General features: G+C 35.7%; 19 protein-coding genes, 2 pseudogenes and 1 other annotated feature. Of the genes and pseudogenes, 4 read left to right on the plus strand and 17 right to left on the minus strand.

What is annotated here, in order from left to right; genetic code table 11:
* Positions 1–29: 29 nt before the first annotated feature.
* The 4 genes and pseudogenes from FC72_RS03960 to FC72_RS03975 form a co-directional block, all read right to left on the minus strand.
* The gene (locus FC72_RS03960; protein WP_057765005.1) at positions 30–1193 is read right to left on the minus strand and encodes a cation:proton antiporter; all 1164 of its coding nucleotides are present in this window, start codon (positions 1191–1193) and stop codon (positions 30–32) included.
* A gap of 17 nt (positions 1194–1210) precedes the next feature.
* Positions 1211–2584: pseudogene (gene brnQ, locus FC72_RS03965) on the minus strand (branched-chain amino acid transport system II carrier protein).
* A 155-nt stretch (positions 2585–2739) separates the two neighbouring features.
* Positions 2740–2968: a binding site (T-box leader), on the minus strand.
* A 112-nt stretch (positions 2969–3080) separates the two neighbouring features.
* Positions 3081–4805 (minus strand): phosphoenolpyruvate--protein phosphotransferase, encoded by a 1725-nt coding sequence (gene ptsP, locus FC72_RS03970; RefSeq protein ID WP_057765007.1) that lies wholly within the window; start codon positions 4803–4805, stop codon positions 3081–3083.
* Positions 4805–5071 (minus strand): phosphocarrier protein HPr, encoded by a 267-nt coding sequence (locus tag FC72_RS03975; protein WP_057765009.1) that lies wholly within the window; start codon positions 5069–5071, stop codon positions 4805–4807. Before FC72_RS03975 ends, ptsP begins: the two co-directional genes overlap by 1 nt.
* Before the next feature lie 294 nt (positions 5072–5365).
* Between FC72_RS03975 and FC72_RS03980 the strand changes: the two genes are divergently transcribed.
* A complete protein-coding gene (locus FC72_RS03980) occupies positions 5366–7576 on the plus strand; it encodes an ATP-dependent Clp protease ATP-binding subunit (protein WP_057765010.1) in 2211 nt (736 codons plus the stop codon).
* Positions 7577–7744: 168 nt separating this feature from the next.
* A complete protein-coding gene (locus tag FC72_RS03985) occupies positions 7745–8719 on the plus strand; it encodes a MucBP domain-containing protein (protein WP_057765013.1) in 975 nt (324 codons plus the stop codon).
* Positions 8720–8989: 270 nt separating this feature from the next.
* Here the strand turns inward: FC72_RS03985 and FC72_RS03990 are convergent, their stop codons facing one another.
* Entirely contained in the window at positions 8990–9907 is a 918-nt protein-coding gene (locus tag FC72_RS03990; RefSeq protein WP_057765015.1) for an AEC family transporter, read from the minus strand.
* 166 nt (positions 9908–10073) lie between these two features.
* Between FC72_RS03990 and FC72_RS03995 the strand changes: the two genes are divergently transcribed.
* Positions 10074–10523 (plus strand): PTS sugar transporter subunit IIA, encoded by a 450-nt coding sequence (locus tag FC72_RS03995; protein WP_162253520.1) that lies wholly within the window; start codon positions 10074–10076, stop codon positions 10521–10523.
* Between the two features lie 52 nt (positions 10524–10575).
* Here the strand turns inward: FC72_RS03995 and FC72_RS04000 are convergent, their stop codons facing one another.
* Positions 10576–11142, minus strand: a complete 567-nt coding sequence (locus tag FC72_RS04000; RefSeq protein WP_057765019.1) for a TetR/AcrR family transcriptional regulator — start codon at positions 11140–11142, stop codon at positions 10576–10578.
* Between the two features lie 171 nt (positions 11143–11313).
* On the opposite strand from FC72_RS04000, the gene FC72_RS04005 reads away from it, so the two are divergent.
* Positions 11314–13902, plus strand: coding sequence for a YhgE/Pip domain-containing protein (locus FC72_RS04005; RefSeq protein ID WP_057765021.1), 2589 nt, complete (start codon positions 11314–11316; stop codon positions 13900–13902).
* 138 nt (positions 13903–14040) lie between these two features.
* On the opposite strand, the gene FC72_RS04010 is transcribed toward FC72_RS04005, so the two are convergent.
* From FC72_RS04010 to FC72_RS04060, 11 genes and pseudogenes are all read right to left on the minus strand, one after another.
* Positions 14041–14724, minus strand: a complete 684-nt coding sequence (locus FC72_RS04010) for a GTP pyrophosphokinase (protein ID WP_057765023.1) — start codon at positions 14722–14724, stop codon at positions 14041–14043.
* Between the two features lie 325 nt (positions 14725–15049).
* Positions 15050–16117, minus strand: a complete 1068-nt coding sequence (hisC, locus tag FC72_RS04015) for a histidinol-phosphate transaminase (RefSeq protein ID WP_057765025.1) — start codon at positions 16115–16117, stop codon at positions 15050–15052.
* A gap of 9 nt (positions 16118–16126) precedes the next feature.
* Entirely contained in the window at positions 16127–16459 is a 333-nt protein-coding gene (gene hisE, locus FC72_RS04020; protein WP_057765027.1) for a phosphoribosyl-ATP diphosphatase, read from the minus strand.
* Positions 16460–16472: 13 nt separating this feature from the next.
* Entirely contained in the window at positions 16473–16778 is a 306-nt protein-coding gene (gene hisI, locus FC72_RS04025) for a phosphoribosyl-AMP cyclohydrolase (RefSeq protein ID WP_057765097.1), read from the minus strand.
* A complete protein-coding gene (gene hisF, locus FC72_RS04030; RefSeq protein WP_057765029.1) occupies positions 16778–17530 on the minus strand; it encodes an imidazole glycerol phosphate synthase subunit HisF in 753 nt (250 codons plus the stop codon). Before hisF ends, hisI begins: the two co-directional genes overlap by 1 nt.
* Positions 17520–18239: a 1-(5-phosphoribosyl)-5-[(5-phosphoribosylamino)methylideneamino]imidazole-4-carboxamide isomerase gene (gene hisA, locus FC72_RS04035; protein ID WP_057765031.1), complete on the minus strand. Its 720-nt coding sequence runs from the start codon at positions 18237–18239 to the stop codon at positions 17520–17522. Before hisA ends, hisF begins: the two co-directional genes overlap by 11 nt.
* A complete protein-coding gene (gene hisH, locus FC72_RS04040) occupies positions 18220–18840 on the minus strand; it encodes an imidazole glycerol phosphate synthase subunit HisH (RefSeq protein WP_057765033.1) in 621 nt (206 codons plus the stop codon). The genes hisA and hisH overlap by 20 nt, the downstream gene beginning before the upstream one ends.
* Positions 18840–19424, minus strand: a complete 585-nt coding sequence (gene hisB / locus FC72_RS04045) for an imidazoleglycerol-phosphate dehydratase HisB (RefSeq protein WP_057765034.1) — start codon at positions 19422–19424, stop codon at positions 18840–18842. The genes hisH and hisB overlap by 1 nt, the downstream gene beginning before the upstream one ends.
* Positions 19425–19435: 11 nt before the next feature.
* Positions 19436–20724, minus strand: a pseudogene (hisD, locus tag FC72_RS04050) (histidinol dehydrogenase).
* On the minus strand, positions 20699–21355 hold the full coding sequence (gene hisG, locus FC72_RS04055; protein WP_157051099.1) for an ATP phosphoribosyltransferase: 657 nt from the start codon (positions 21353–21355) through the stop codon (positions 20699–20701). Before hisG ends, hisD begins: the two are co-directional and overlap by 26 nt.
* Positions 21348–22496, minus strand: coding sequence for an ATP phosphoribosyltransferase regulatory subunit (locus FC72_RS04060; RefSeq protein WP_057765039.1), 1149 nt, complete (start codon positions 22494–22496; stop codon positions 21348–21350). Before FC72_RS04060 ends, hisG begins: the two co-directional genes overlap by 8 nt.
* Positions 22497–22544: the final 48 nt, after the last annotated feature.

Here is a 22544-nt window from a genome sequence, read left to right on the forward strand (position 1 = left end):
ACCACTATCTATAAAATTATTTTTTAGGACTAATTAGTTTGTAAATTATTTGAATACGGTATTTTCTTGATTGCCTGTTTTAACATAAATGGAGCAATAATCGTAATTAAAATAATTACCAAGATCACGTCTGAGTAGTACGCACTCGACAATAAATTAGCTGAAAATCCAATTTGAGCCGTTATCAGTGCCATTTCTCCTCTAGAAATCATCCCTGTACCAACTAAGTAATTACTTTCTTTAGTAAATCCGTTTAATTTGGCACCGAGTCCGCATCCATACAATTTGGTCAAAACACCCAGAATTGTCATTATTAAAATGAATGGCAATGATTTCCATACATCAGAAAAGGTCATATTCAAACCAACGCTAACAAAGAATATAGGTATGAATAAAGTGTAACCAACTGGCTCGATGTTTGTATCGACTTCTTTTTGATAGTCGGTCTGAGCAACGGCGATTCCGGCAAAAAAGGCACCAATTGCTCCACTTAACCCAACTAAATTGGCTAACCAAGCCATCCCTAAACAAATTATCATCGACATTATGGCCGGACTAACTGCCATTAACAAATGATTACTTAGACTCATCAATAGTGGTGCTATCCAGCGAAACAGCAAATATACCCCGGCAAAAAAAGCAATCTGCTCTATAAGTACAATACCAATGTTAGTAGTATTCTTACTTCCGATCATTGAAATCATAATACTTAACAAAATAACTCCAATAATATCGTCCGCCACTGCTGCACCTAATATCGTTGCGCCCTCTTTAGTGTCTAAGGTATGAAATTCCTTTAAGACTTCAACTGATATTGAAACTGACGTAGCTGAAAAGATAACTCCAATAAATAAAGATTCAAATTGTGTAAAGCCAAAGAATAAGCTGACTCCACCCATAATAACTACTGGAAATATAACCCCTATGATGGCGACAATTATTGCTGGTCGAAGATATTTTTTCAACAACTGTAAATTACTTTCCAATCCACCAATAAACATTAAAATAACAACGCCAATTTCAGAAAATGTATTTACTAGTGTATTGAGTTTTACCAAATTAAAAATTGCTGGTCCTACAATAACTCCCACAATTATTTCCCCTATAACCGCAGGTATTCCTACTAAATGTGAAAAATGTCCTGCCAAAGTTGTACAGAACAGTAAAAAACAAAGTGTGCCTAAAAATGCCATTTTTCCCCCTCCAATATTTAATCTGTTACTTTAGAGCGTTTCATTACTAGCTGTCCATAATGGATCGTTAAACCTAATAATAAACCTATCAATGCTGGGATAAACCAATCCATCCCTAATTTTGCAAAAGGAAGATACATTTTGTCCCATTTTAAAATCATTTGAATTAAATTTTGATCAGCAATAATTGCTGGTGCTGAACTCAATGCATCAATGAATGCTGGAATTATCGTAAAAGCAGTTGTGATCACATAAACAATAGAATCATGTTCAAATATGGGTGACATTATGGATAAAATAATCAGTGTAATTGCCAATGGATATAAAAACATCAACATAGGAGTTGACCAAGAAATTATCTGCTCTAGACCTATATTAGCAATTAAAAATGATGCTACACAGGAAAGAATATTCCAAAATCTGTACGATAATTTAGGAAATTTAGTGTGTAAAGCTTCTGCAAATGATGATATCAAGCCAACTGCTGTTGTTAAACAAGTTAAAGTTGCCATAATTGCTAAAATAATTTCACCAGGTATTCCCATAAAATAAGAAACTATTTGAGAAAAAGCGATTCCTCCATCAGCTGATATTTTGAAATGCGTAAGTGAAGTAGCACCGATCCAAATTAATACTAAATATATAAAAGCTTCCAATGAAATACTAAGTAAACTAGATTTAGCAGCTGTCTTTGCAATGGCAGTTGAATTATTTTGTCCTAATCCACGAATAGAAGTAATAACTACAATTCCAAATAACAATGCGGCCAAAGCATCCATAGTGTTATATCCTTGTAAGAAACCATTTAAGAAAGCACCACCTTGATAATCACTTGTTATATGAGAAGTTGCAGCATTTCCCATTGGACTTGAAAAAGATATGCCAAAGATTATTGCTAACAAAATTAGGAATGCTGGATTCAATAATTTTCCTATCGTATCAATGATTCCAGTTGGCTTTCTCGATGCTCAACCGGCTATTAAAAAGAAGATCAAAGAATATCCTAATAAATATATGGGTTCTTGTGCAGATGAAACATGTGTTGCAATTCCAATTTGAAAAGGTGTAGTTGCTGTTCTTGGAGTTGCAAATAAGGGTCCTAATGTCAAACAAGTCAAAATCATAAAAAAGGTTGCGTAATGATGACCAAGAGGTTTAGCCAAATCATAAATACCATTTGAGCGAGTAACACTAATAGCAATAATTCCTAATAGTGGCAACAGAGTGCCTGTCAATAAAAAGCCCAATCCAGCGCTTAGCCAATGTCCGCCAGCTAATTGTCCTAAATGAATCGGGAAAATTAAATTACCAGCTCCAAAAAACATTCCAAAGAGCATTGAACCAATAATAATATAGTGTTTAAATGTTAATTTTTTATTTTTAGTTTCCATAAGCGAATTCTCCTAATTGAATGTATTATTTTTCTAATGAATCCAAAAATATACACTCGAATTAGTCCGCCATTACTATTAGTTAAATAATTCAAAACTGACCGCCTCCAGTTCAAATAAACAAAAAAAGCGCCCCATGAAAGTTACTAAAACTTTCAAAGGACGCTCACGCGCGGTACCACCCTAAATTGTATTGTTTGCACAATACCACTTCACGTACAAAAATACGCTAGCACTATAATGGGTGCACCCATGCAACACTCGTTTTAACTTGCATTGCCAGCTCCGTGGCTACTTTCATCAATGAATCAATACCATTTCTCAGATAACATGGCTCTCTGTAATATAACCCGACTGATTACTGCTCCACTTTTTTGCCGTTTAATTCATTTATTTTTAATGTGATTAGATTATTCTAATTTAGTCGGTTTGTCAACAAATTTTTATTCCAAATAAAAAAATCGACCGAGTATAAACTCAAATCGATTTTCAGTTTTTATTTGTTAATGTATGATTCAACAAGTTTCTTATTGTCTTCGTTAGTTACTGATTCTGTAACAGCACGTTCTGCTAATTCTTTAAGATCAGCTGTACTCAACTTCTTCATCAAACTTCTTACACGAAGTACTGAAGTAGCACTCATTGAGTATTCATCTAATCCCATACCAAGAAGTAGTGGAACCATAATGTTATCACCAGCAGCTTCACCACACATACCAGCCCACTTGCCTTCTTTATGAGCTGATTCAATAACGTGCTTAACCAGTCTCAAAATTGAAGGGTTATATGGTTGATATAGGTAAGAAACATGTTCATTACCACGATCAGCGGCCATTGTGTATTGAATCAAATCGTTTGTTCCAATACTGAAGAAGTCAACTTCTTTAGCAAATTGGTCAGCCAAAATTGCAGCAGCAGGAACTTCCATCATCATACCCAATTGGATCTCATCGGAAACCTTTACGCCCTTTTCAACTAACTTAGCCTTTTCTTCTTCAAAGACCTTCTTAGCATCACGGAATTCTTGAACAGTACCGATCATAGGGAACATAATACGAAGCTTACCAAATGCTGAAGCACGTAATAAGGCTCTTAATTGTGTTCTAAAGATTTCTTGTCTGTCCAAACTAATTCTAATAGCACGATAACCTAAGAATGGATTCATTTCATCTGGAAGTGGCAAGTATGGTAAATGCTTGTCCCCACCAATATCCATTGTACGAACAACAACAGGTTTGCCATTCATACCTTCAACAACCTTTTTATAGGCTTCAAATTGGTCATCTTCTGAAGGTAATTCCTCAGATTGCATGTACAAGAATTCTGTACGGTACAAACCGATACCCTCAGCACCATTATCAATAACACCTTGAAGATCATCAGGTGTACCAATATTAGCAGCAATATCAAAATGCTTGCCATCAGCAGTAACTGTGGCTTCATTCTTCAATTTTTCCCATTCTGCTTTTTGATCAGCAAAATCTTTAGCTAATTTTTGGTAATGTTTGATATCTTCATCAGATGGATCAAGAATAGCTGCACCATTTAATCCATCAAGGATAATAGTTTGGCCTTCTTTGGCATCTTTAGTAATAGTATCTGTACCAACAACGGCTGGTAGTTCAAGTGAACGAGCCATAATAGCTGAATGAGCTGTACGGCCACCGATATCAGTAACAAATCCTTTAACATATTTTTTGTTTAATTGTGCAGTGTCACTTGGAGTTAAATCATGAGCCACAATAATAACTTCGTGATCGATCAATGCAGGATTTGGCAAGGCAACACCAAGAAGATGAGCCATTACACGCTTAGTAACATCACGTACATCTGCAGCTCTTTCTTGCATATATGCGTTATCTGTCATACCTTCAAAAATTGAGATAAAGTTATTTGACACATCGTTTAATGCTTGTTCAGCATTAACGCTTTGGTCTTTAATCTGTTGTTCGACAGCACCAGTAAATTCTGGATCAGCCAAAATCATCTTGTGGGCATCAAAAACTTGAGCTTCCTCTTCACCTAATGACTCTTTAGCAGTGTCACGGATTTTAGTAAGCTCATCATCTGATGTAGAAATAGCATCTTGTAAACGACTGATTTCAGCGTCCGCATCTGAAATACTCTTCTTATCAAAAGACAAATCTGGTTGAACTAAAAGGTATGCTTCTGCGGTAGCAATGCCATCACTTGCGGCAATTCCTTTGATAGTTTTCACCATTATTCAGCAAGTCCTTCCTTTGTCATTGTTTCTGCAATAGCAGCAACTGCATCAGCAGCATCGTCACCATCAGCTGAGATTGTAACATCTGAACCTTGGCCAACACCTAGTGACATAACACCCATGATTGACTTCAAGTTAACTGACTTACCGTTAAAGTCGATGTTGATGTCTGAGCTGAACTTGCTAGCTGTTTGTACTAACATAGTTGCTGGACGTGCGTGGATACCTGTTTCTGCGATAATGTGAAATTCTTTCTTTTCCATAATATAATACCTCACCATATTTAAAATTATTCTGTAGTAATCCTACAAATATTCACTAATTAATTTAACATTAACTAGTTTTATTCACAAGGGTTTAGTTTAAAAAAATGTAACAAACCCTTTACATGTTAAGCCATATAACGCTTACAGTGCAAGTCTTTTGTAAGCGTTCATCTTTGTGATGCTCATTTAATTAATATATGTAGAAAAAATACTCAAGACTTAGCACTTGCATTCGTCGAGTGCTAATTATATACTACCCTTGTATCCTAAAAGAGGAAAGGTGGGGTGCAAATGCTTTGTCAAAATTGTCATAAAAATGAAGCAACTATTCATTTATATACAAGCGTTAATGGTCAACGGACAGAAATTAATCTCTGCCAAGATTGCTATCAACGTCTAAGAAATCAAGCTAACGAAGGTATAAATAATATGGCACAAAATCCAAACGGTTTTTCTAGTTTCGAAGATTTGTTTAATGCCTTAGGTAATCCTCAAATGGCTAGCGGTGTTGAACAAGGTCCCCAAACCCAAACTGGTGGAGGCAACGGTAATGGACGTGGTCGCCAAGGTGGTAACGGGATCCTAGATCAGTATGGTGTTGATTTAACTGCACTTGCCAAGAAAGGTCAAATTGACCCAGTTATTGGCCGTGACAAGGAAATCCAGAGAGTTATTGAAATTTTAAATAGAAGAACTAAAAACAATCCGGTTCTTATCGGTGAAGCAGGTGTTGGTAAAACAGCTGTTGTTGAGGGACTCTCTCAAAAGATCGTTGATGGCGATGTTCCAGAAAAATTACAAAATAAACACGTTGTAAGATTAGATGTTGTTTCCTTAGTACAAGGTACTGGTGTCCGTGGTCAATTCGAACAAAGAATGCAACAATTGATCAAGGAATTACAACAAAATGACGAAATCATCCTATTTATAGATGAAATCCATGAAATTGTCGGAGCTGGTAATGCTGAAGGTGGAATGGACGCTGGTAACGTCTTAAAACCTGCCCTAGCTCGTGGCGATCTACAACTAGTCGGTGCAACTACACTTAAAGAATATAGAACTATTGAAAAAGATTCAGCTCTTGAACGTCGTTTACAACCTGTTCAAGTTAATGAACCTAGTGTTGAAGAAACAGTTCAGATCCTTAAGGGTATCCAACCTAAATATGAAGACTATCATCACGTTAAATATTCAAATGAAGCTATAAAAGCTGCCGCTGAATTATCTGCTAGATATGTTCAAGACAGATTCTTGCCTGATAAGGCAATCGATTTGATCGATGAAGCTGGTTCTAAGAAGAATCTACAAATCAATCACGTCGATATGGCTGAAATTGATAATAAGATCTCTGATGCCGAGGTTCAAAAGCAAGCCGCCCTACGTAATGAAGATTACGAAAAAGCCGCTTATTACAGAGACCAAGTTACTAAGTTCCAAGATATGAAGGACTCAGCTAAAGATGAACCCGTTGATAAGAGTATCATCAGCGAAAAAGATATTGAGAAGATCATAGAAGAAAAGACAAATATTCCTGTCGGTGAATTGAAGTCTAATGAACAAGCTCAACTAAAGAATCTTGGGCCAGATCTAAGATCACATGTTATTGGACAAGATGAAGCTGTTGATCAAGTAGCCAAAGCTATTCGTCGTAATAGAGTTGGCTTCAATAAATCCGGTCGTCCCATTGGTAGCTTCCTATTTGTAGGTCCTACTGGTGTTGGTAAAACTGAGCTTGCTAAACAACTTGCTCGTGAGTTATTTGGTACTGAAGATTCAATGATTCGTTTTGATATGTCTGAATATATGGAAAAACATAGTGTGTCAAAACTTATCGGTTCACCTCCAGGGTATGTTGGTTACGAAGAAGCTGGTCAATTAACTGAACAAGTTCGTCGTAATCCATATAGTTTAATTTTGTTAGATGAAATTGAAAAAGCACATCCAGACGTAATGCACATGTTCTTACAAATTCTTGATGATGGTCGTTTGACTGATTCTCAAGGTAGAACTGTAAGTTTCAAGGATACTATTATTATCATGACATCTAACGCCGGACAAGGATTGCAAGAAGCAAACGTTGGATTCGGTGCCGAAGCAAATGGTAATACACATTCGATCATGAATCGTTTATCTGAATTCTTTAAACCAGAATTCCTAAATAGATTTGATGGTATCGTTGAATTCAATTCTCTAACTAAGACTAACCTCTTGAGTATCGTTGACTTAATGCTTGATGATACAAACAAGATGATTGCTGATCAAGGTTTGAGTATCCATGTTACTAAAGATGCCAAAGAAAAATTAGTTGATCTTGGATTTAACCCTAAGATGGGTGCTCGTCCATTAAGAAGAGTTATCGAAGAACAAATTGAAGATAAAGTGGCTGATTATTACTTGGATCATCCAAATGATAAGAAACTTGAAGCCAGAATAAACAACGGTTCTATCAATATTACTAAATATGATGAACCCGCAACCGCAAATGTCAAAGAAGACAAATAATTTAATAAAACACGAAAGAATTTAAAAAATTCTTTCGTGTTTTTTATATTTCTATTAAGTTATCTGATATCCAGTTCACAGAGCAAAGTTTCCGATTTTAATATGGTAGAATTACTGTAATTTATATACTGCCAGAGTAATCTGAGAAATTAAATCGGGGGAATGGAAATGACAAATAATTTAATCTCTCAAAACGTAAAAAGACTAAATCGTAAAGATGTTTCAATAACAATACGCTACATTGATTCACTTGGAAATCCAGTTGCGGATGCTGTAACTTTAGAGGGCCATTATTTAGATAAGTTAGAAATCCCTTGGAAATCGATTCCTGGTTATGTTTTATCATCTATAAGACATTTCCAACAAACATTTATTCCTAGTGAAGAAGGAATATCTTTGATCTATTCTCAACAAATAGCTGCCCCTGTTGTTGTGTACCATCGAAATACTAGAGGTGAACTTATTTCTAATCCAGAATATCTAACTGGAGAATTGAATAAATCATATAATGCTCAACCTTTAGAAGACGCTGCTAAATATCTTGTTAAAAATCAAAAGTCAGCAAAGGGCACCTTCTCTAATGAAGTAAAAGAATACGAATTCGTCTATAATACTGCTTCACTAGAAAAAGTTGATATACCTGATAACTTGTTTGTTCAAACTTTAAGTAACTCTAATGTCTACGAACAACCAAATGCACCCTACCCTTTAGAAAAACAAATTCCCTATAATACTTCTTGGCATGTTTACGAAGCCTTAAAGGAAACTTATCGTGATACTTACTGGTATAACTTAGGTGGAAGCACCTGGGTATCTAGTCAAGAAAATATCAAAACGCTAAATATCAAGAACTATACTATGACTCAAAAAATGCTCAATACCCCATTGGCAACAAATGTTGATAATATCAGTTTTACTTATCAAATTGTTGACAGTATTGATATTAATCGTCGAGTTAAGGTTTTATATTACTCGGATAGAAGTGTAACAGCTTGGGAAACTCCTTATGGAAATATGATAAATAATCGTTATCAAGGAGGCCAACAAGTCTTTGTTATTCGTTTGATCCAATTAGATAATCAAAGTATTTGGGCACAAATTGAGGATGGTTATTATATAGAAAGTAAATACTTAGATCTTTAACTGCCGCCTCTGGACGCAAGAAATGTTTACGCTGTGGGAAACGCTTGGAGCCAAGGTCTCCAAGCTCGGTTTTGAACTTCGCAGTTACGCGAATTTCAAAACTCGTTCCGTTGCGTAATGGCTAAAGCCATAACGCAACCTACACTGCTATCAACATTTCTTGCGTCCAGAGACTAATGAAGTTCTATAGTATTTAAAATAAGAAATAAACCAAAAAAGCTAGGTATTTTATCTTGGTATATTCGGATAAAATATCTAGCTTTTTTTAAATTATACAAACGCAAAAACTAACGGAATCGTAATCAAACTTAATAAAGTTGATAGGCTCATTAATGAAATTGCTGGTCCGGCATCATCATGTGCTTGTAAGGTGAATAATACAACTATCCCAGCTACTGGACATGCTGCCATAATGACTGTTGTATACAAGGCAACTTCTGATACTCCTAAAGCTTTCAACAAAAATACCATTAATATAGGAAAGATAATGTTTCTTAAAAGAATAGTTAAGCCAATATTTTTGTCTAGCATCTCTCTTGAAAACTTAATATTAGCTAAGCTATTACCGATAATTATCATCGACAATGGTGTATTTACGGAACCGACGTATTTAACCACTTGATTCAAAGTACCTGGAATTCTAAATGAGGTCAAAAACATTAGAAGTCCCAAAATAATAGCAATAATATTAGGATTTAATAAAATTTGTTTCCAATCTATCGCTTCTTTATTTTCTTTAGTTCTGAACAATGATATTCCATGGGTCCAACTAAAAATATTAAATCCAGCTAACGATACAACGGCGAAGAAAACTCCTTCAGATCCAAATAAAGAACTAACCAAAGGTATTCCCATAAATCCAGCGTTAGAATAAACACTTCCATACTGTGTTATCCGTCTAAGGTTTGGATTCTTTATTCTTCCAAAAATAAAATGTGCAGCAATAATAGCAATAATATAAAACAAAAGTATCCCAATTGCTACTAGGATAAATTGTTGAATTCTTTTAGACGAATAATCTTGTTCAAAAGCATTTATTATCAGACATGGTGAAACTACGTATAGCAAAATATTAGTCAAATCATTAGAAGTCGACTCTTTCATAAATCCGACTTTATTTATCAAGACACCAACTAGCATCAGACAAAACATCAATATAATTTGATTAGTTAATTGAGAAACGTTCATTTAAATTCCTTTCTGCATTATGAAACGGGTTCGATATTTAAATTATAACTGAAAATTTTCTCAACTACTGTCTGTAAGGGTTTCCAAGTTTCTTTTAAATACCCCTTGACCTAAAACGCGTTTCACACCTTACACTTCAATTGAACAAATGTTAAAGGAGTGTTTTATGATGAAACTAAACAAAAATAATGTTTTCGCAAACTTACCAATGTCAAATTACGATGAGGTCAAGGCACTATCTTTAATTTCATATGCTGTTGCCAAGAAACTTAATATTTCAGAACAAGAAGTAAAAAGCAGTTTCTTGTCTCGTGAAGCAACTTGTTCATCATCGATCGGTGAAAAAATTGCCATACCAAAAGCCAGTGCCAGCGAAGTATCTGAACCTCAAATATTTGCCTTCACTTCAGAAATGCCAATTGATTGGGTAAGCGTTGACGACAAGCCAGTCAATATATTCTTAGCCATTGTTGCTAAATCAAACGTTGATATAGATTACGAAGGAATCAAAAAACAACTACTAAAAAATGCTGAGAAATTACAAAAATCAAAAATTGATCCTGATCAATTAACTAATACTATTAATGACTTACTATTACAGGGAGTTGAGATTTAAACGATTCCTTGACAAAAGATCCCTCTCACTCAAATTGAGCGTGAGGGATTTTTTAATTCAAGAAAGTTTTTAAACCTGATTGATTTAAGCGAATCAAGCGGTCTTTAAATTCATCTTTTGTTAATTGGACTTGCCCTTTTTCATATAATCTAAAAAGCATTAAAGTATTTCGAATCATAAAACTAGCACTAATATAAGCATCGATCTGCGTAATATTAAATGAATCTTTTAATGCATCGGCAAATCCTTCGCAAACCAGACGTTCAACTCTTCTTGAAAGAAAACTATATTCATCTGATGTAATTACAAATGAATAAAATTCTCGGGATTGTTCAAAGTAATCAACTATTCCATCAAACAGATCATCCGGATGTTTCAAAGTATTATATAACGGTTTAACTACTATGATCTCTAGCAATTGATTAGCCATATCATCGGCAAATGTATTAACAAAATCATCAATTGAATCGTAATGTAAGTAAAACGTTTTTCGATTGATGTTGGCGTTGTCTGTCAGCTCTTTAACTGTTATATCTCGATACTTATGTACCTTAGATAAATCTCTAAATGATTTTTTTAATGATTGTTTAGTTCTTTGTACTCTTTTATCGATCTTCATTATCTTGCCCCTTGAAACAAAACGCTATCATGCAAAGATATACGATTTAATTCTCACATCAAGCAAATTTGTTGTGGAATTTTGTTTCTATAGTTATTATTATTTATACTCATGTGAGTATTAAGTATTCACATCTATAATACAACACTTTTTTGAAATTGGGAGAAAAATATGATTAAAGCAGAATGGCAATATTTGCTGAAACACAAATTTATGATGCTTGTTCTGATTGTTATTATGGTTGTCCCATCGATTTACTCAGTTACCTTCCTAAAATCGATGTGGGATCCATACGGAGAATTAGGTAACCTTCCCGTAGCAGTAATTAATAATGACAAGTCAGTAACCTATCGTGGTACCAAGTTATCAGTTGGGGACGATTTAGCTAAAAACCTCAAAAAATCCGACGCAATGGATTTCAAAATACTAAATTCTAAAGAAGAAGCTTCAAAAGGATTAGATAACGGTAAATACTACATGGTAGTCACTATTCCCAAAGACTTTTCCAAGAATGCAACTACTCTTTTAAAGAAAAAACCTAATAAGATGGTCCTTCATTATAAAACTAGTGCTGGCCATAATTTTATCGCATCAAAAATGACAGCATCGGCTGCCAAAACTGCTGCTGAACAAGTTTCACGGCAAGTAACAAAAACATACTCTAAAACCCTCTTTGCAGCTATTCAAAAACTAGGCAAAGGGATGCAAGATGCTGCTAAAGGTGGAGATAAGTTGACCTCTGGTAGTAAAAAACTAGCTTCAGCTAATGAACAAATCACATCTGGATTAAATACTTTATCTAGCAGCACATTAACATTTTCAAACGGTGCTACTACTTTAAGTAATGGTTTGAATCAATACATTTCCGGTGTTAATCAGGCTGCTTCTGGTAGTCAAACGTTGACTAGCGGTCTTAATACATTGAATAGCCAGTCATCAACTTTAGCTAGTGGTGTCAGCCAATTAGCAACTGGATCTAATACTTTGAGTTCAGGTGTTCAAAGTTATACCTCTGGAGTTGATCAATTAAATTCAGCTGCTAACACACTAAATTCTGGAACTAGTGCTTTAGTTAATGGTACCGAAACATTAGCTACCAGCTCGAATACTTTAAATTCTGGTATTGGCCAACTATATACAGCTAGTGGAGAATTAACTTCACAACTACAAAAAGTTAGCGATGGCGTTAATAGTAGTCAATCACAGCTAAAACAATTAAGTAGTGCTTTAGAAAGCGCTCAAAGTCAGCTATCAAATTCAACAACTCAATCTAATGCAATTAAATCTGATATGCAGGCTTTACAACAAGCAATTGCAGCTCAATCTAACTCAAACACTTCAAACATTGCCCAAAAAGTTGCTGAAGCAGCCGATCAACAAAACTTAACAGCAGATCAAAAGAATGCCATGTTGGCCGCTGTTAATAGTGCTGATACAGGTTCATCAGACACTTCAGCACTTCAAAGTGCCGCTGCAAGTTTGAATAATGACTTATCAAACCTAAGTGGTGGATCAAGCCAGTTATCTGGATTACAAAGTGTTCTAAGTACTGCTGGAAATTCACAAGCAGAACTTGCTACAGCTTTAGCACAATTGGCTAGTGGATCTCAAACTATCACTACTCAATTAGGAACTGCATCTGGTGGTATGAATCAATTAACACAAGGTATTAACCAATTGAATTCAAGCAGTTACCAATTAGCTAATGGAACCACTCAACTAGCTGCTGGTACCGGACAACTATCAAGTAATAGTTCTAGTTTAAATAACGGTGCTGCCACACTTGCTAGTGGAATCGGTTCGATGAATAGTCAAATGCCTGCACTACAAAGTGGTATTTCACAACTTGATTCAGGTGCTCAAACATTAACATCTGGTTTGAATACTCTTCAATCAAAGGGATCACAATTAACATCTGGTGCCAATTCTTTAAATAGTGGTGCCACACAAATTGCTAGTGGTTCTCAAACATTGGCTAGTGGATCAGCCCAAATGGGTGACGGAATAAACCAAGTTTATAATGGTAATAAAGAATTAGCTTCTCAGCTTTCAGATGGTGCAAAAAAGGCTAAAGTCAACCCTACTAAGTTAACTTACAGTCAAATCTCTAAACCTACAACAACTAAACATACTGAAAGAGACGACGCGCCAAATAACGGTACAGGTATGTCTCCATATATGCTTTCAGTTTCATTATTCATTGGAGCTTTAGCCTTTAACTTGATGTTTGATACTTATACACCTAGAAAATACCCTAGCAGCGGTATTTCATGGTGGGCAAGTAAAGCTTCACTTAATACAGCTTTTGTTGTAGGTGAAAGTGTTATCGTCTACTTCCTAATGAAAGTAGTTGATGGCCTAGCACCAATTCATCCCGGTGCAACTTTCATCATGATTTTCTTAACAGCATTAATGTTTATGATGATAGTCTCCTGGCTAAATCTAGTTCTAGGAAAAGTTGGATCCTTTATCAGTTTAGTCTTACTAGTTCTACAACTAGGAGGATCAGCCGGAACTTATCCAATTCAACTATCAGATAAGTTCTTCAATGTTATTAATCCATGGCTGCCAATGTCTTATACAGTTAGTGGTCTAAGAAATACATTAATGACAGGAAACTCGGCTCTACCACAAATGATTTACGCAACTCTAGTCAGTTTAGTATTTATTGTACTTTGCTTACTATTCTTTATACGTCGTAGATCACGTATTAAGAAGATGGACTTTACTAAAGAATCATCTGAACAAAATTTAGTTTAAAAGTGCATAGAGAGTGGGACAAAACATGTTCAGCTTTCGAGCATTAAGGCAAATAGCGCCAGTAATCCGAATTCGGATTACTGGCGCTATTTGGTTTAAGCGGAAAAAGCTATGTTTTGTTCCACTCTCTTGGTCTTATTAAAGTTTATGAAAAATATTTTGCATATTAGATTCAATGTTATTTATCTCATCTGCATATCCTTGTAACTCTTTAGAATATTTTTCAACTTTCTCAGCTGGGGCTTCTGTCTTATAGCGTAACTTATGTTCCAAGCTACCCCACATATCCATCCCAACTGTACGTATTTGAATTTCTACAGGAGTTACTTGCACACTATCTGCTTGAAATACAGGAACAGTTACTACCAAATGCAAGCTGCGATAACCACTTGGTTTGGGATTTTTAATATAATCTTTTCTTTTAATTAATTTAACATCATCTTGCGCTAACAAATTATCTGCCACTGTATAAACATCATCAAGATAATTTGTTATGACTCTTAACCCACCGATATCATAGATATGATCCGGTATACTGCTAAAACGTACAGGGAGTTCCTTACGTCTCAACTTACCTAGTAAACTTCCAACATCTTTCATACGAACTTCGATATGATGAATTGGATTGTGATCATGACGAACTTGATAATCAGAATCAAGATTCTCTAGTTTAGTTCCAAACTCACCTACGGCGGCTCGACAAAGTTGATAATAACTAACTAAAGCACTGAAGTCATCAACATCTTCATTACCTAAGAAAACTTCACCTAATTCTTTTTTGATTTGATTAACATTGATCATGTTTTCTCGTTCTAATATCAATTAAGTTGCCTCCAGAGTTGTGTTATATCTACAATATAGCATTATAGTAGTTAAATTTCCGCCTACGAATTATATTGAAGAGAGTGCTACAAAAAATGATTTGCCACCGGAACATAGCCTAGAGGCACGAATGATTGGCCCCGTCAATCATTTGTGGTTCGTAGCTATGTGGAGGTTGCAGTTTTTTGTTGCACGTTTAGTCTATAAAAGTTCGGAAAAAGCCAAAGAGAATATGTCTTATGTCATTTTCTCTTTTTCTCTAGACTTCTATATTCAATGAACTACTCAAATTTCAACGAACCTAAGTCAGAGGTCGAATAAAAGTCTAGTAATCCTCAATTAAACTTCTAATTTCAGCATTATCTTCTTTAGTCCCAATTGTCATTCGCAACCAGTTTTCCTTTAAACCAGTCCGGATCAAATATCCATGATGCAACAAATAATCAGCAAGTTTATCAGCTTCAGGATACTCAAAGAAAATAAAGTTAGCCTGACTGTCAAGATAATGAATTGCTTTATCATCAAAGAAGTTCTGCATCTTTTGACGTTCTAAAGCATTCTTTTCAACTACTTTTGTGACAAATTCTTGATCCATAAAAGCAGCCACAGCCGCAACTTGAGCAATCGAATTTACATTGTATGGCAAACGAACTTTTTGAACATCGCCGGCAACGTTTTTAGAAAATACTGCATAACCAACACGATAATTCGCTAAACCGTATGCCTTAGAAAAGGTTCTCATGACGACGATATTAGAATATTTTTTAGTCAACTGCATAGCAGATATTGGTTCTTCACAAGTTACAAAATCAATATAAGCTTCATCAACTAAAACCATTACATTATCAGGAACTTGCGAAACAAATTTTTCAATTTCGTCCACTGTTTCATAAGTTCCAGTTGGATTATTAGGATTACAGATCCAGATCAATTTAGTCTCTGGTGTAATGGCTTCTAACATAGCCGAGAAATCTATTCGACCATCTTTTTTTGTAGCAATTTTTTGAATATTTGCTTGTTCAATTTCAGCATGTAAGGCATATTCAGAAAATGTTGGAACGGAAATCATTTCGGCATCCCCAGGTGATAAAAAAACTCGTGACAGCATGACGATAACTTCGTCTAACCCCACGCCAAAAACTAATTGCTCTGGATCTAAATCAAATTTTTCAGACACTAATTGACGCAACTGATTAGCAGCACTGTCAGGATAACGATTACTGTGACTTGTTTTGGCCCAACTAATAACGGATTTTTTGACTGACTGGGAGGTTCCATAAGGATTTTCATTAGCTGACAAACGTACTAATTTATCCAAACCTAATTCATCTCGTAATTCATTCAAAGGCTTTTCGGGGATATATGGACTTAAATCTTGAATGATTTTTTTCATGTTGACCTCCTATAAATCCTGAATTTCGGGACGATCTTTAAATTCACTCATCAGTCCTTCACGTTTAGCTAATTCTTCTTTGATCTGATCAACGGTAACACCTTTTTCAGCCCACAAAACACATAAGTGATACAAAAGATCAGCTGATTCGTAAACTAATTCATCATCCCCACGGGGTTTATTCTCATTCTTGGCGGCGACAATAACTTCAGTTGACTCCTCACCAAATTTCTTAAGAATCTTGTCTAATCCTTTACCAAATAAATAATCGGTGTACGAACCTTTTTGAGGATTCTTTTGTCTTTCTTTAATAACTGCATACAATTCATCTAAATTTTGCATCTTACTTACCTCCTTATTCCACGTTTTGAAAGAAACAACTGCGATGACCAGTATGACAAGCTGGACCATGTGGATTAACTTTAATAAGTAAAGTATCCAAATCACAATCCAATGTCAGATCAACAACATCTTGGAAATTTCCACTTGTCTCGCCTTTGTGCCAAAGCTCTTTTCTGGACCGTGACCAAAACCACGTCTGACCACTTTCAAGAGTGCGTTTGTAGCTCTCCTCATTCATCCATGCCACCATCAAAACATCTTTTGTCTTTGCATCTACCACAACAGTAGTTAATAATCCCTTAGAAAAATCTGGTTTTATCATCTGACAACTACACCTGCTTTTCTGACCGCTTGTTTAACGTCATTAATGGACAACTCGCCAAAATGAAATACTGAAGCTGCTAAAGCTCCGTCAACATCCGCTTTCTCAAAAACTTCTGTAAAGTCTTCAACCTTTCCTGCACCGCCAGAAGCAATGATCGGTACATTAACTACTTTATTGATGGCTTGATAAAGCTCAATATCAAATCCATTTTTAGTCCCATCTTTATCCATACTTGTGATCAATAACTCACCAGCACCACGTTTCACCACTTCTTTGGCCCATTCAATAGCATCAATATCAGTTGCCTTTTTTCCACCATGAGTGTGGACTAAATATTTTCCCGCTGTTTTTTGGACGTCTATCGCCACAACAATACATTGATTACCGAATTTCTCCGCACCTTTAGTGATAAGTTCAGGATCTGAAACCGCAGCAGAGTTAATTGCTACCTTATCGGCTCCAGCTTTTAGTAATCTCTGAATATCTGCAACATCGTGTACTCCACCACCGATAGTTAAGGGCATAAAAACTTGTGAAGAAACACTTTCAACAATATCCGCCATAGTTTTTCGATGTTCATTAGTAGCCGTAATGTCCAAGAAAACTAATTCATCTGCGCCTTGTCTTTGATATTCCGCCGAAATTTCAGTTGGGTCACCAACATCGGTTAAATTGACAAAATTTACGCCTTTTTTAACTCGACCATCATCAACATCTAGACAAGGAATAATTCTTTTAGCTAACATTTTCTACCTCCGCAATCTGCTCTAAGGTAATTGTCTTTTCATATAATGCCTTGCCAATAATTACATCACGAATTCCTAAAGCTTTTAATTGATGAAGATCTCTAAGATCACGGACACCACCACTAGCTACGACATTTATTTGCGGTAACTTTTGGGTCAAACTCATCAATAAATCTAGATTAGGTCCGGTCATAGTTCCATCACGATTTACATCCGTTACGATAAATGACTTAGCACCGAAGTTGACCATTTCTGAAATAAGATCAGACATTTTGATCTGTGACTGATCAAGCCAACCATTGACGGCAACTTTACCATCTTTACCATCAATTCCGATTACAATTCGATCTCCACCATATTCATTCAATAATTTTTTAACTAGTTTAGGATCTTCAATTGCCGCTGAACCGATAATAATTCGATCAATTCCCATATCGAGATAAACTTTGGCTGTATTATAGTCACGAATACCACCGCCCAACTCCAAGAAACCCCCAAAATTTTGACGAATCTGTTTGATGATCTCAAGGTTTTCAGGAACACCTGATTTAGCTCCATTTAAATCTACCAAATGAAGTTGTTTCACAGTTTGAAAAATCTCCTTAGCCTGTGCGACAGGATCTTTATTGATCAAAGTTACTTCCTTATAATTACCTTTATACAAGCGGACACTTTGGCCCTTATATAAATCAATTGCTGGAAAAATCATTTGTCTTCACCATCTTTTGAAAAGTTTTTAATAACTCTAAGCCAACACTGCCGCTTTTTTCAGGATGAAATTGCATCCCAATAACATTTTTATTCTGGACAATACTTGGAATCGAGATTCCATAATCCACTGCTGAAATAATATTTCTCCGATCACAATTGGCATAATATGAATGAACAAAGTAAGTAAACTGTCCATTTATGTCATCAAAAGGACTATTTTGAATGATCCTATTTTGATTCCAACCCATTTGAGGAATTTTCAATCCGGTATCAGGAATCTGTTCAACACTACCAGTAATCAATCCTAGTCCGTTGGTTAACCCATATTCCTGGCTGCTGTCGAACAATAATTGCATTCCTAAACAAATACCTAAAATTGGAGTTTTATTAGTTGCTACCTTTTTTAGAGTATTCACTAAATTTCTCTTTTCCAGTTCTGCCATAGCGGCTTTAAAAGCACCCACTCCCGGTAGGATTACTGCTTCTGCTTGTAAAATCTTTTCTTTATCATCTGTTAATTCATTGTCGATTCCTAAATAATTAAAAGCCTTCATTAAATTACGAGTATTGCCGGTATCGTAATCAACAATGGCAAACATTAGATGACACCCTTTGTAGAATTAACTCCGATAATATCGGGATTGATAGTCACTGCCTCACGCATTGCCCGGCCGAATGCTTTGAAGAGACTTTCAACTTTGTGGTGCGTATTTCTTCCATAAAGGATTCTTGCATGAAGATTCATTTCAGCTGCAAAAGCGGCTGCTTGGAAGAAATCTTCAACTGTTTCGGTGTCTAGTCCACCTAGTCTAGGATTAGTAAATTCAGCATTGAAGACCAAATATGATCGTCCTGATAGATCAACACTGACTTGCCCTAATGTTTCGTCCATTGGTACAAACTGCGTACCATAACGTTCGATTCCAGTTTTGTCACTAAGAGCTTGCTTGAAACATTCACCAAGTACGATCCCAGTGTCTTCAGTCGTATGATGCGGATCGACATCCAAATCACCATGAGCTTTAACAACTAATCCAAAGCGTCCATGTTTAGCAAAGAGATTCAACATGTGATCCAAAAAGCCAATTCCGGTATCAATATCGATTCCTGTCTGTTCATCAAGATTTAAACTAATTTTGATTTGAGTTTCCTTTGTTTTTCTTTCAATAGTTGCTTGTCTCATAGTGTTCTCTCCTAGTCGTAAAATTTCCCAAAGCGTGATTCAATAGCTCTAGCATGCCCTTCCAAACCTTCAACTCGAGCCAAAGTTGTGATTGCTTTAGCTTCTTTTTCTAGGGCTGATTTAGTGTACTGAATAAACGATGTTCGTTTAACAAAATCATAAACACCTAGTGGTGATGAGAATCTAGCGGTTCCACCAGTTGGCAAAATGTGATTTGGTCCGGCTACGTAGTCCCCTAATGGCTCACTGGCATATTTTCCTAAGAAAACTGATCCAGCATTTTTAATTTGATTGAGATATTGGGTTGGATTTTTGACCTGAACCTCCAAGTGTTCTGGGGCAATGGCATTCATCAAAGTAAACATATCGTCAATTTCTTTAACAACTGCAATAAAGCCTTTGTCGTTGACCGACGCAGTAGCAATTACTTCTCTTGGTAAAACCTTTAGTTGACGATTAACCTCTACATCAACCGCTTTAGCCAACTCTAAACTATTAGTGATCAAAATTGGACGTGCACGTTTATCATGTTCTGCTTGTGACAATAGATCAGCAGCAATTTGTTTATAGTCAGCTGACGAATCAGCAATAATTCCAATTTCTGATGGTCCAGCTACCATATCAATATCGACTTGTCCAAAGACTTGTTTTTTAGCTGTCGCAACGAAAATATTTCCTGGTCCAACAATTTTATCTACACTTGCAATTGATTCAGTTCCAAATGCCAAAGCAGCAATAGCTTGCGCACCACCAACTTGATAAATCGAATCGACACCGGCAATTTTAGCGGCCGCCAAAAAACAGCTGGATTAATACCACTCTTTTGAGCTGGTGTCGCAATGACGACTTGATCAACGCCCGCAATTTTAGCAGGTAAAGCACTCATTAAAATGGTTGAAGGATACGCAGCAGTACCACCGGGTACATATAATCCAACGCGTTTTAATGGCAAAACTTTTTGACCTCTCAAAACACCCTTCTGTTCAGAATCAACGAAGCCAGTAGTCTTTTCTTTTTCGTGAAAACTAGTGATATTCTTCTTTGCTAATAACAAGGCTTTTTTAACCTCAGGGTCCAGATTATCGTAAGCAGAATCGATAACTTCTTGAGGTAATTTGAAATCAGAAACTTTTACTCCATCAAATTTTTCTTCATATTTTTTTAAAGCAGAATCTCCGTTTTCAATAACATTTTTTATGATGTCACTAACTGTTGTTTCTACTTCTAGGTCACTCAACTGCATCGTTTTTCTTTGAACAATCTGTTCCAATTCACTAATACTCTTTTGATAAATTTTCATCTTTAATGGCTCCTTCTAGTTTGTCTACTAACACATAGATTTCTTTTGAGTGTTGTTTTAAAGACATCCGATTAACTACTAATCGTGTTGACACTTTATCTAAATAGTCATAAATTTTGAGATTATTTTCTTTTATAGTTGTTCCGGTTTCTGTTATATCAACAATGGCATCTGCTAAACCGGTTAATGGCGCCAATTCAACTGAACCTTCTATTTTAATGATTTCAACGTCTTGTCCTAACCTATCAAAATATTTCTTAGTGATATTAGGATATTTCGTTCCGATAATTTTTCGTTTCGGTTCATTAGGATCAAAGTCATTAGTGGAAGCTAAAACAAATTGACACTCTCCTGTTTTTAGATCTAACAATTCATATTGATTACTACGATGTTCTACTAAAATGTCACTGCCGACTATACCAATATCAGCAGCACCGCGTTCAAGAAAAGTAGTAACGTCTGGACCTTTGGCTAAAATAAATTCATATGGCTGTACCGGTGAATCAAAAATCAGACGACGCTTTTTTTGTCTTATCTGATCACAATTGATGCCAGCCTTTTCTAAGAGCGGCACAACTTGTTTTTCCACTCGCCCCTTTGTCAAAGCAATTTTGATACGATTTTTATTCACGCCTGTCATCTCCTGTCAAATCTAATAGTGTCGCATCGCTGTTTTTAGCTTCTATTTCTGCATCATCTTTAGTTTCCGATAATGACAAAATACTATTTGGTAATTCCTTTAATTTAGCTTCAGCTTCTTGCCACTGATCCTTGTCAAAATAAATCATGGTTTTCTTTGATTTATTAGATGGGCTAGTTAAATCTGCAATCATATCTACGTCGATCCCCATACCGACGGCTGGTTCTGTTTGATCTTGAAAATTAGCTAAGAGTTTGTCATAACGTCCACCACTGAATAAATAATCATTTCCATCTTGGTAAAATCCTCGGAAAGTCAATCCAGTGTAATAAATTTGTGGAGCACGACTGCTAAGATCAACTGATACTTTTTGTTCCGGCATAACTTTTTTGATCCAAGTAATAATCTCTTTTAAGTCGCTTATTTTGGACTGCAATTCAAATGACAAATCAAAGTTATTCAATTCATCAAAAACAGTCGTTGGATCACCGAATAATCGCGGCCATTTATTTAATAGTTTATATTGTGGTAAATCTGAATATTGCTGAATCAACTCTGAATATTCAGGGATGTTTTTATCATAAAGTGCTTGTGTAATTTTATTTTGTAATTCTTTATTAGTAGTTAAAAACTCCAATAAAGTTGGTGCAAAATCAGCAATACCTAATTCTATTTCCACGTTCTTTTTTAATAATTCTTGACTCAATTGATTGATTATCACTAAGCATTCTAATTCAGCTTTCATGGAGTCATACCCAATCAACTCAATTCCAGCCTGTGTCAGCTGATTATATGAACCAGATAATCGACGACTGATCCTAAAAATATCACCCACATAAAAAAACTTTTGTGGTAAAGGAATGTTAGTTGAACTTAGAAATCTAGCAATCGGCAATGTCATATCTGGACGAAGGACGATCGTATCACCTTCTGAATCTAAGAAACGGTACATCTGATAATTTCCTAACTGGTATTGATCGAATACTTCTTGTTTTTCTAATAATGGAGTCGAGATCACTGAGAACCCACGTTGACTTAGATGTCGTTGGATCACCGAAATCACCTTTTGCTTAGCAACTGCACGCCTGCCAAATTCATCACGCGTACCTAATGGTAATAAGTTGTTCTTCATGCTTAACGCCTCCTAATTAATTTTGAAAATTGGTTCGCTATCCTAGGT

Source organism: Companilactobacillus tucceti DSM 20183 (assembly GCF_001434665.1).
Taxonomy (GTDB): domain Bacteria; phylum Bacillota; class Bacilli; order Lactobacillales; family Lactobacillaceae; genus Companilactobacillus; species Companilactobacillus tucceti.

Coding starts and splice junctions, on each gene's coding strand:
- FC72_RS03960 (WP_057765005.1), bottom strand. CDS start 1,193: ATGGCATTTTTAGGCACACTTTGTTTTTTACTGTTCTGTACAACTTTG.
- ptsP (WP_057765007.1), bottom strand. CDS start 4,805: ATGGTGAAAACTATCAAAGGAATTGCCGCAAGTGATGGCATTGCTACC.
- FC72_RS03975 (WP_057765009.1), bottom strand. CDS start 5,071: ATGGAAAAGAAAGAATTTCACATTATCGCAGAAACAGGTATCCACGCA.
- FC72_RS03980 (WP_057765010.1), top strand. CDS start 5,366: ATGCTTTGTCAAAATTGTCATAAAAATGAAGCAACTATTCATTTATAT.
- FC72_RS03985 (WP_057765013.1), top strand. CDS start 7,745: ATGACAAATAATTTAATCTCTCAAAACGTAAAAAGACTAAATCGTAAA.
- FC72_RS03990 (WP_057765015.1), bottom strand. CDS start 9,907: ATGAACGTTTCTCAATTAACTAATCAAATTATATTGATGTTTTGTCTG.
- FC72_RS03995 (WP_162253520.1), top strand. CDS start 10,074: ATGATGAAACTAAACAAAAATAATGTTTTCGCAAACTTACCAATGTCA.
- FC72_RS04000 (WP_057765019.1), bottom strand. CDS start 11,142: ATGAAGATCGATAAAAGAGTACAAAGAACTAAACAATCATTAAAAAAA.
- FC72_RS04005 (WP_057765021.1), top strand. CDS start 11,314: ATGATTAAAGCAGAATGGCAATATTTGCTGAAACACAAATTTATGATG.
- hisC (WP_057765025.1), bottom strand. CDS start 16,117: ATGAAAAAAATCATTCAAGATTTAAGTCCATATATCCCCGAAAAGCCT.
- hisE (WP_057765027.1), bottom strand. CDS start 16,459: ATGCAAAATTTAGATGAATTGTATGCAGTTATTAAAGAAAGACAAAAG.
- hisF (WP_057765029.1), bottom strand. CDS start 17,530: ATGTTAGCTAAAAGAATTATTCCTTGTCTAGATGTTGATGATGGTCGA.
- hisA (WP_057765031.1), bottom strand. CDS start 18,239: ATGATTTTTCCAGCAATTGATTTATATAAGGGCCAAAGTGTCCGCTTG.
- hisH (WP_057765033.1), bottom strand. CDS start 18,840: ATGTTTGCCATTGTTGATTACGATACCGGCAATACTCGTAATTTAATG.
- hisB (WP_057765034.1), bottom strand. CDS start 19,424: ATGAGACAAGCAACTATTGAAAGAAAAACAAAGGAAACTCAAATCAAA.
- FC72_RS04060 (WP_057765039.1), bottom strand. CDS start 22,496: ATGAAGAACAACTTATTACCATTAGGTACGCGTGATGAATTTGGCAGG.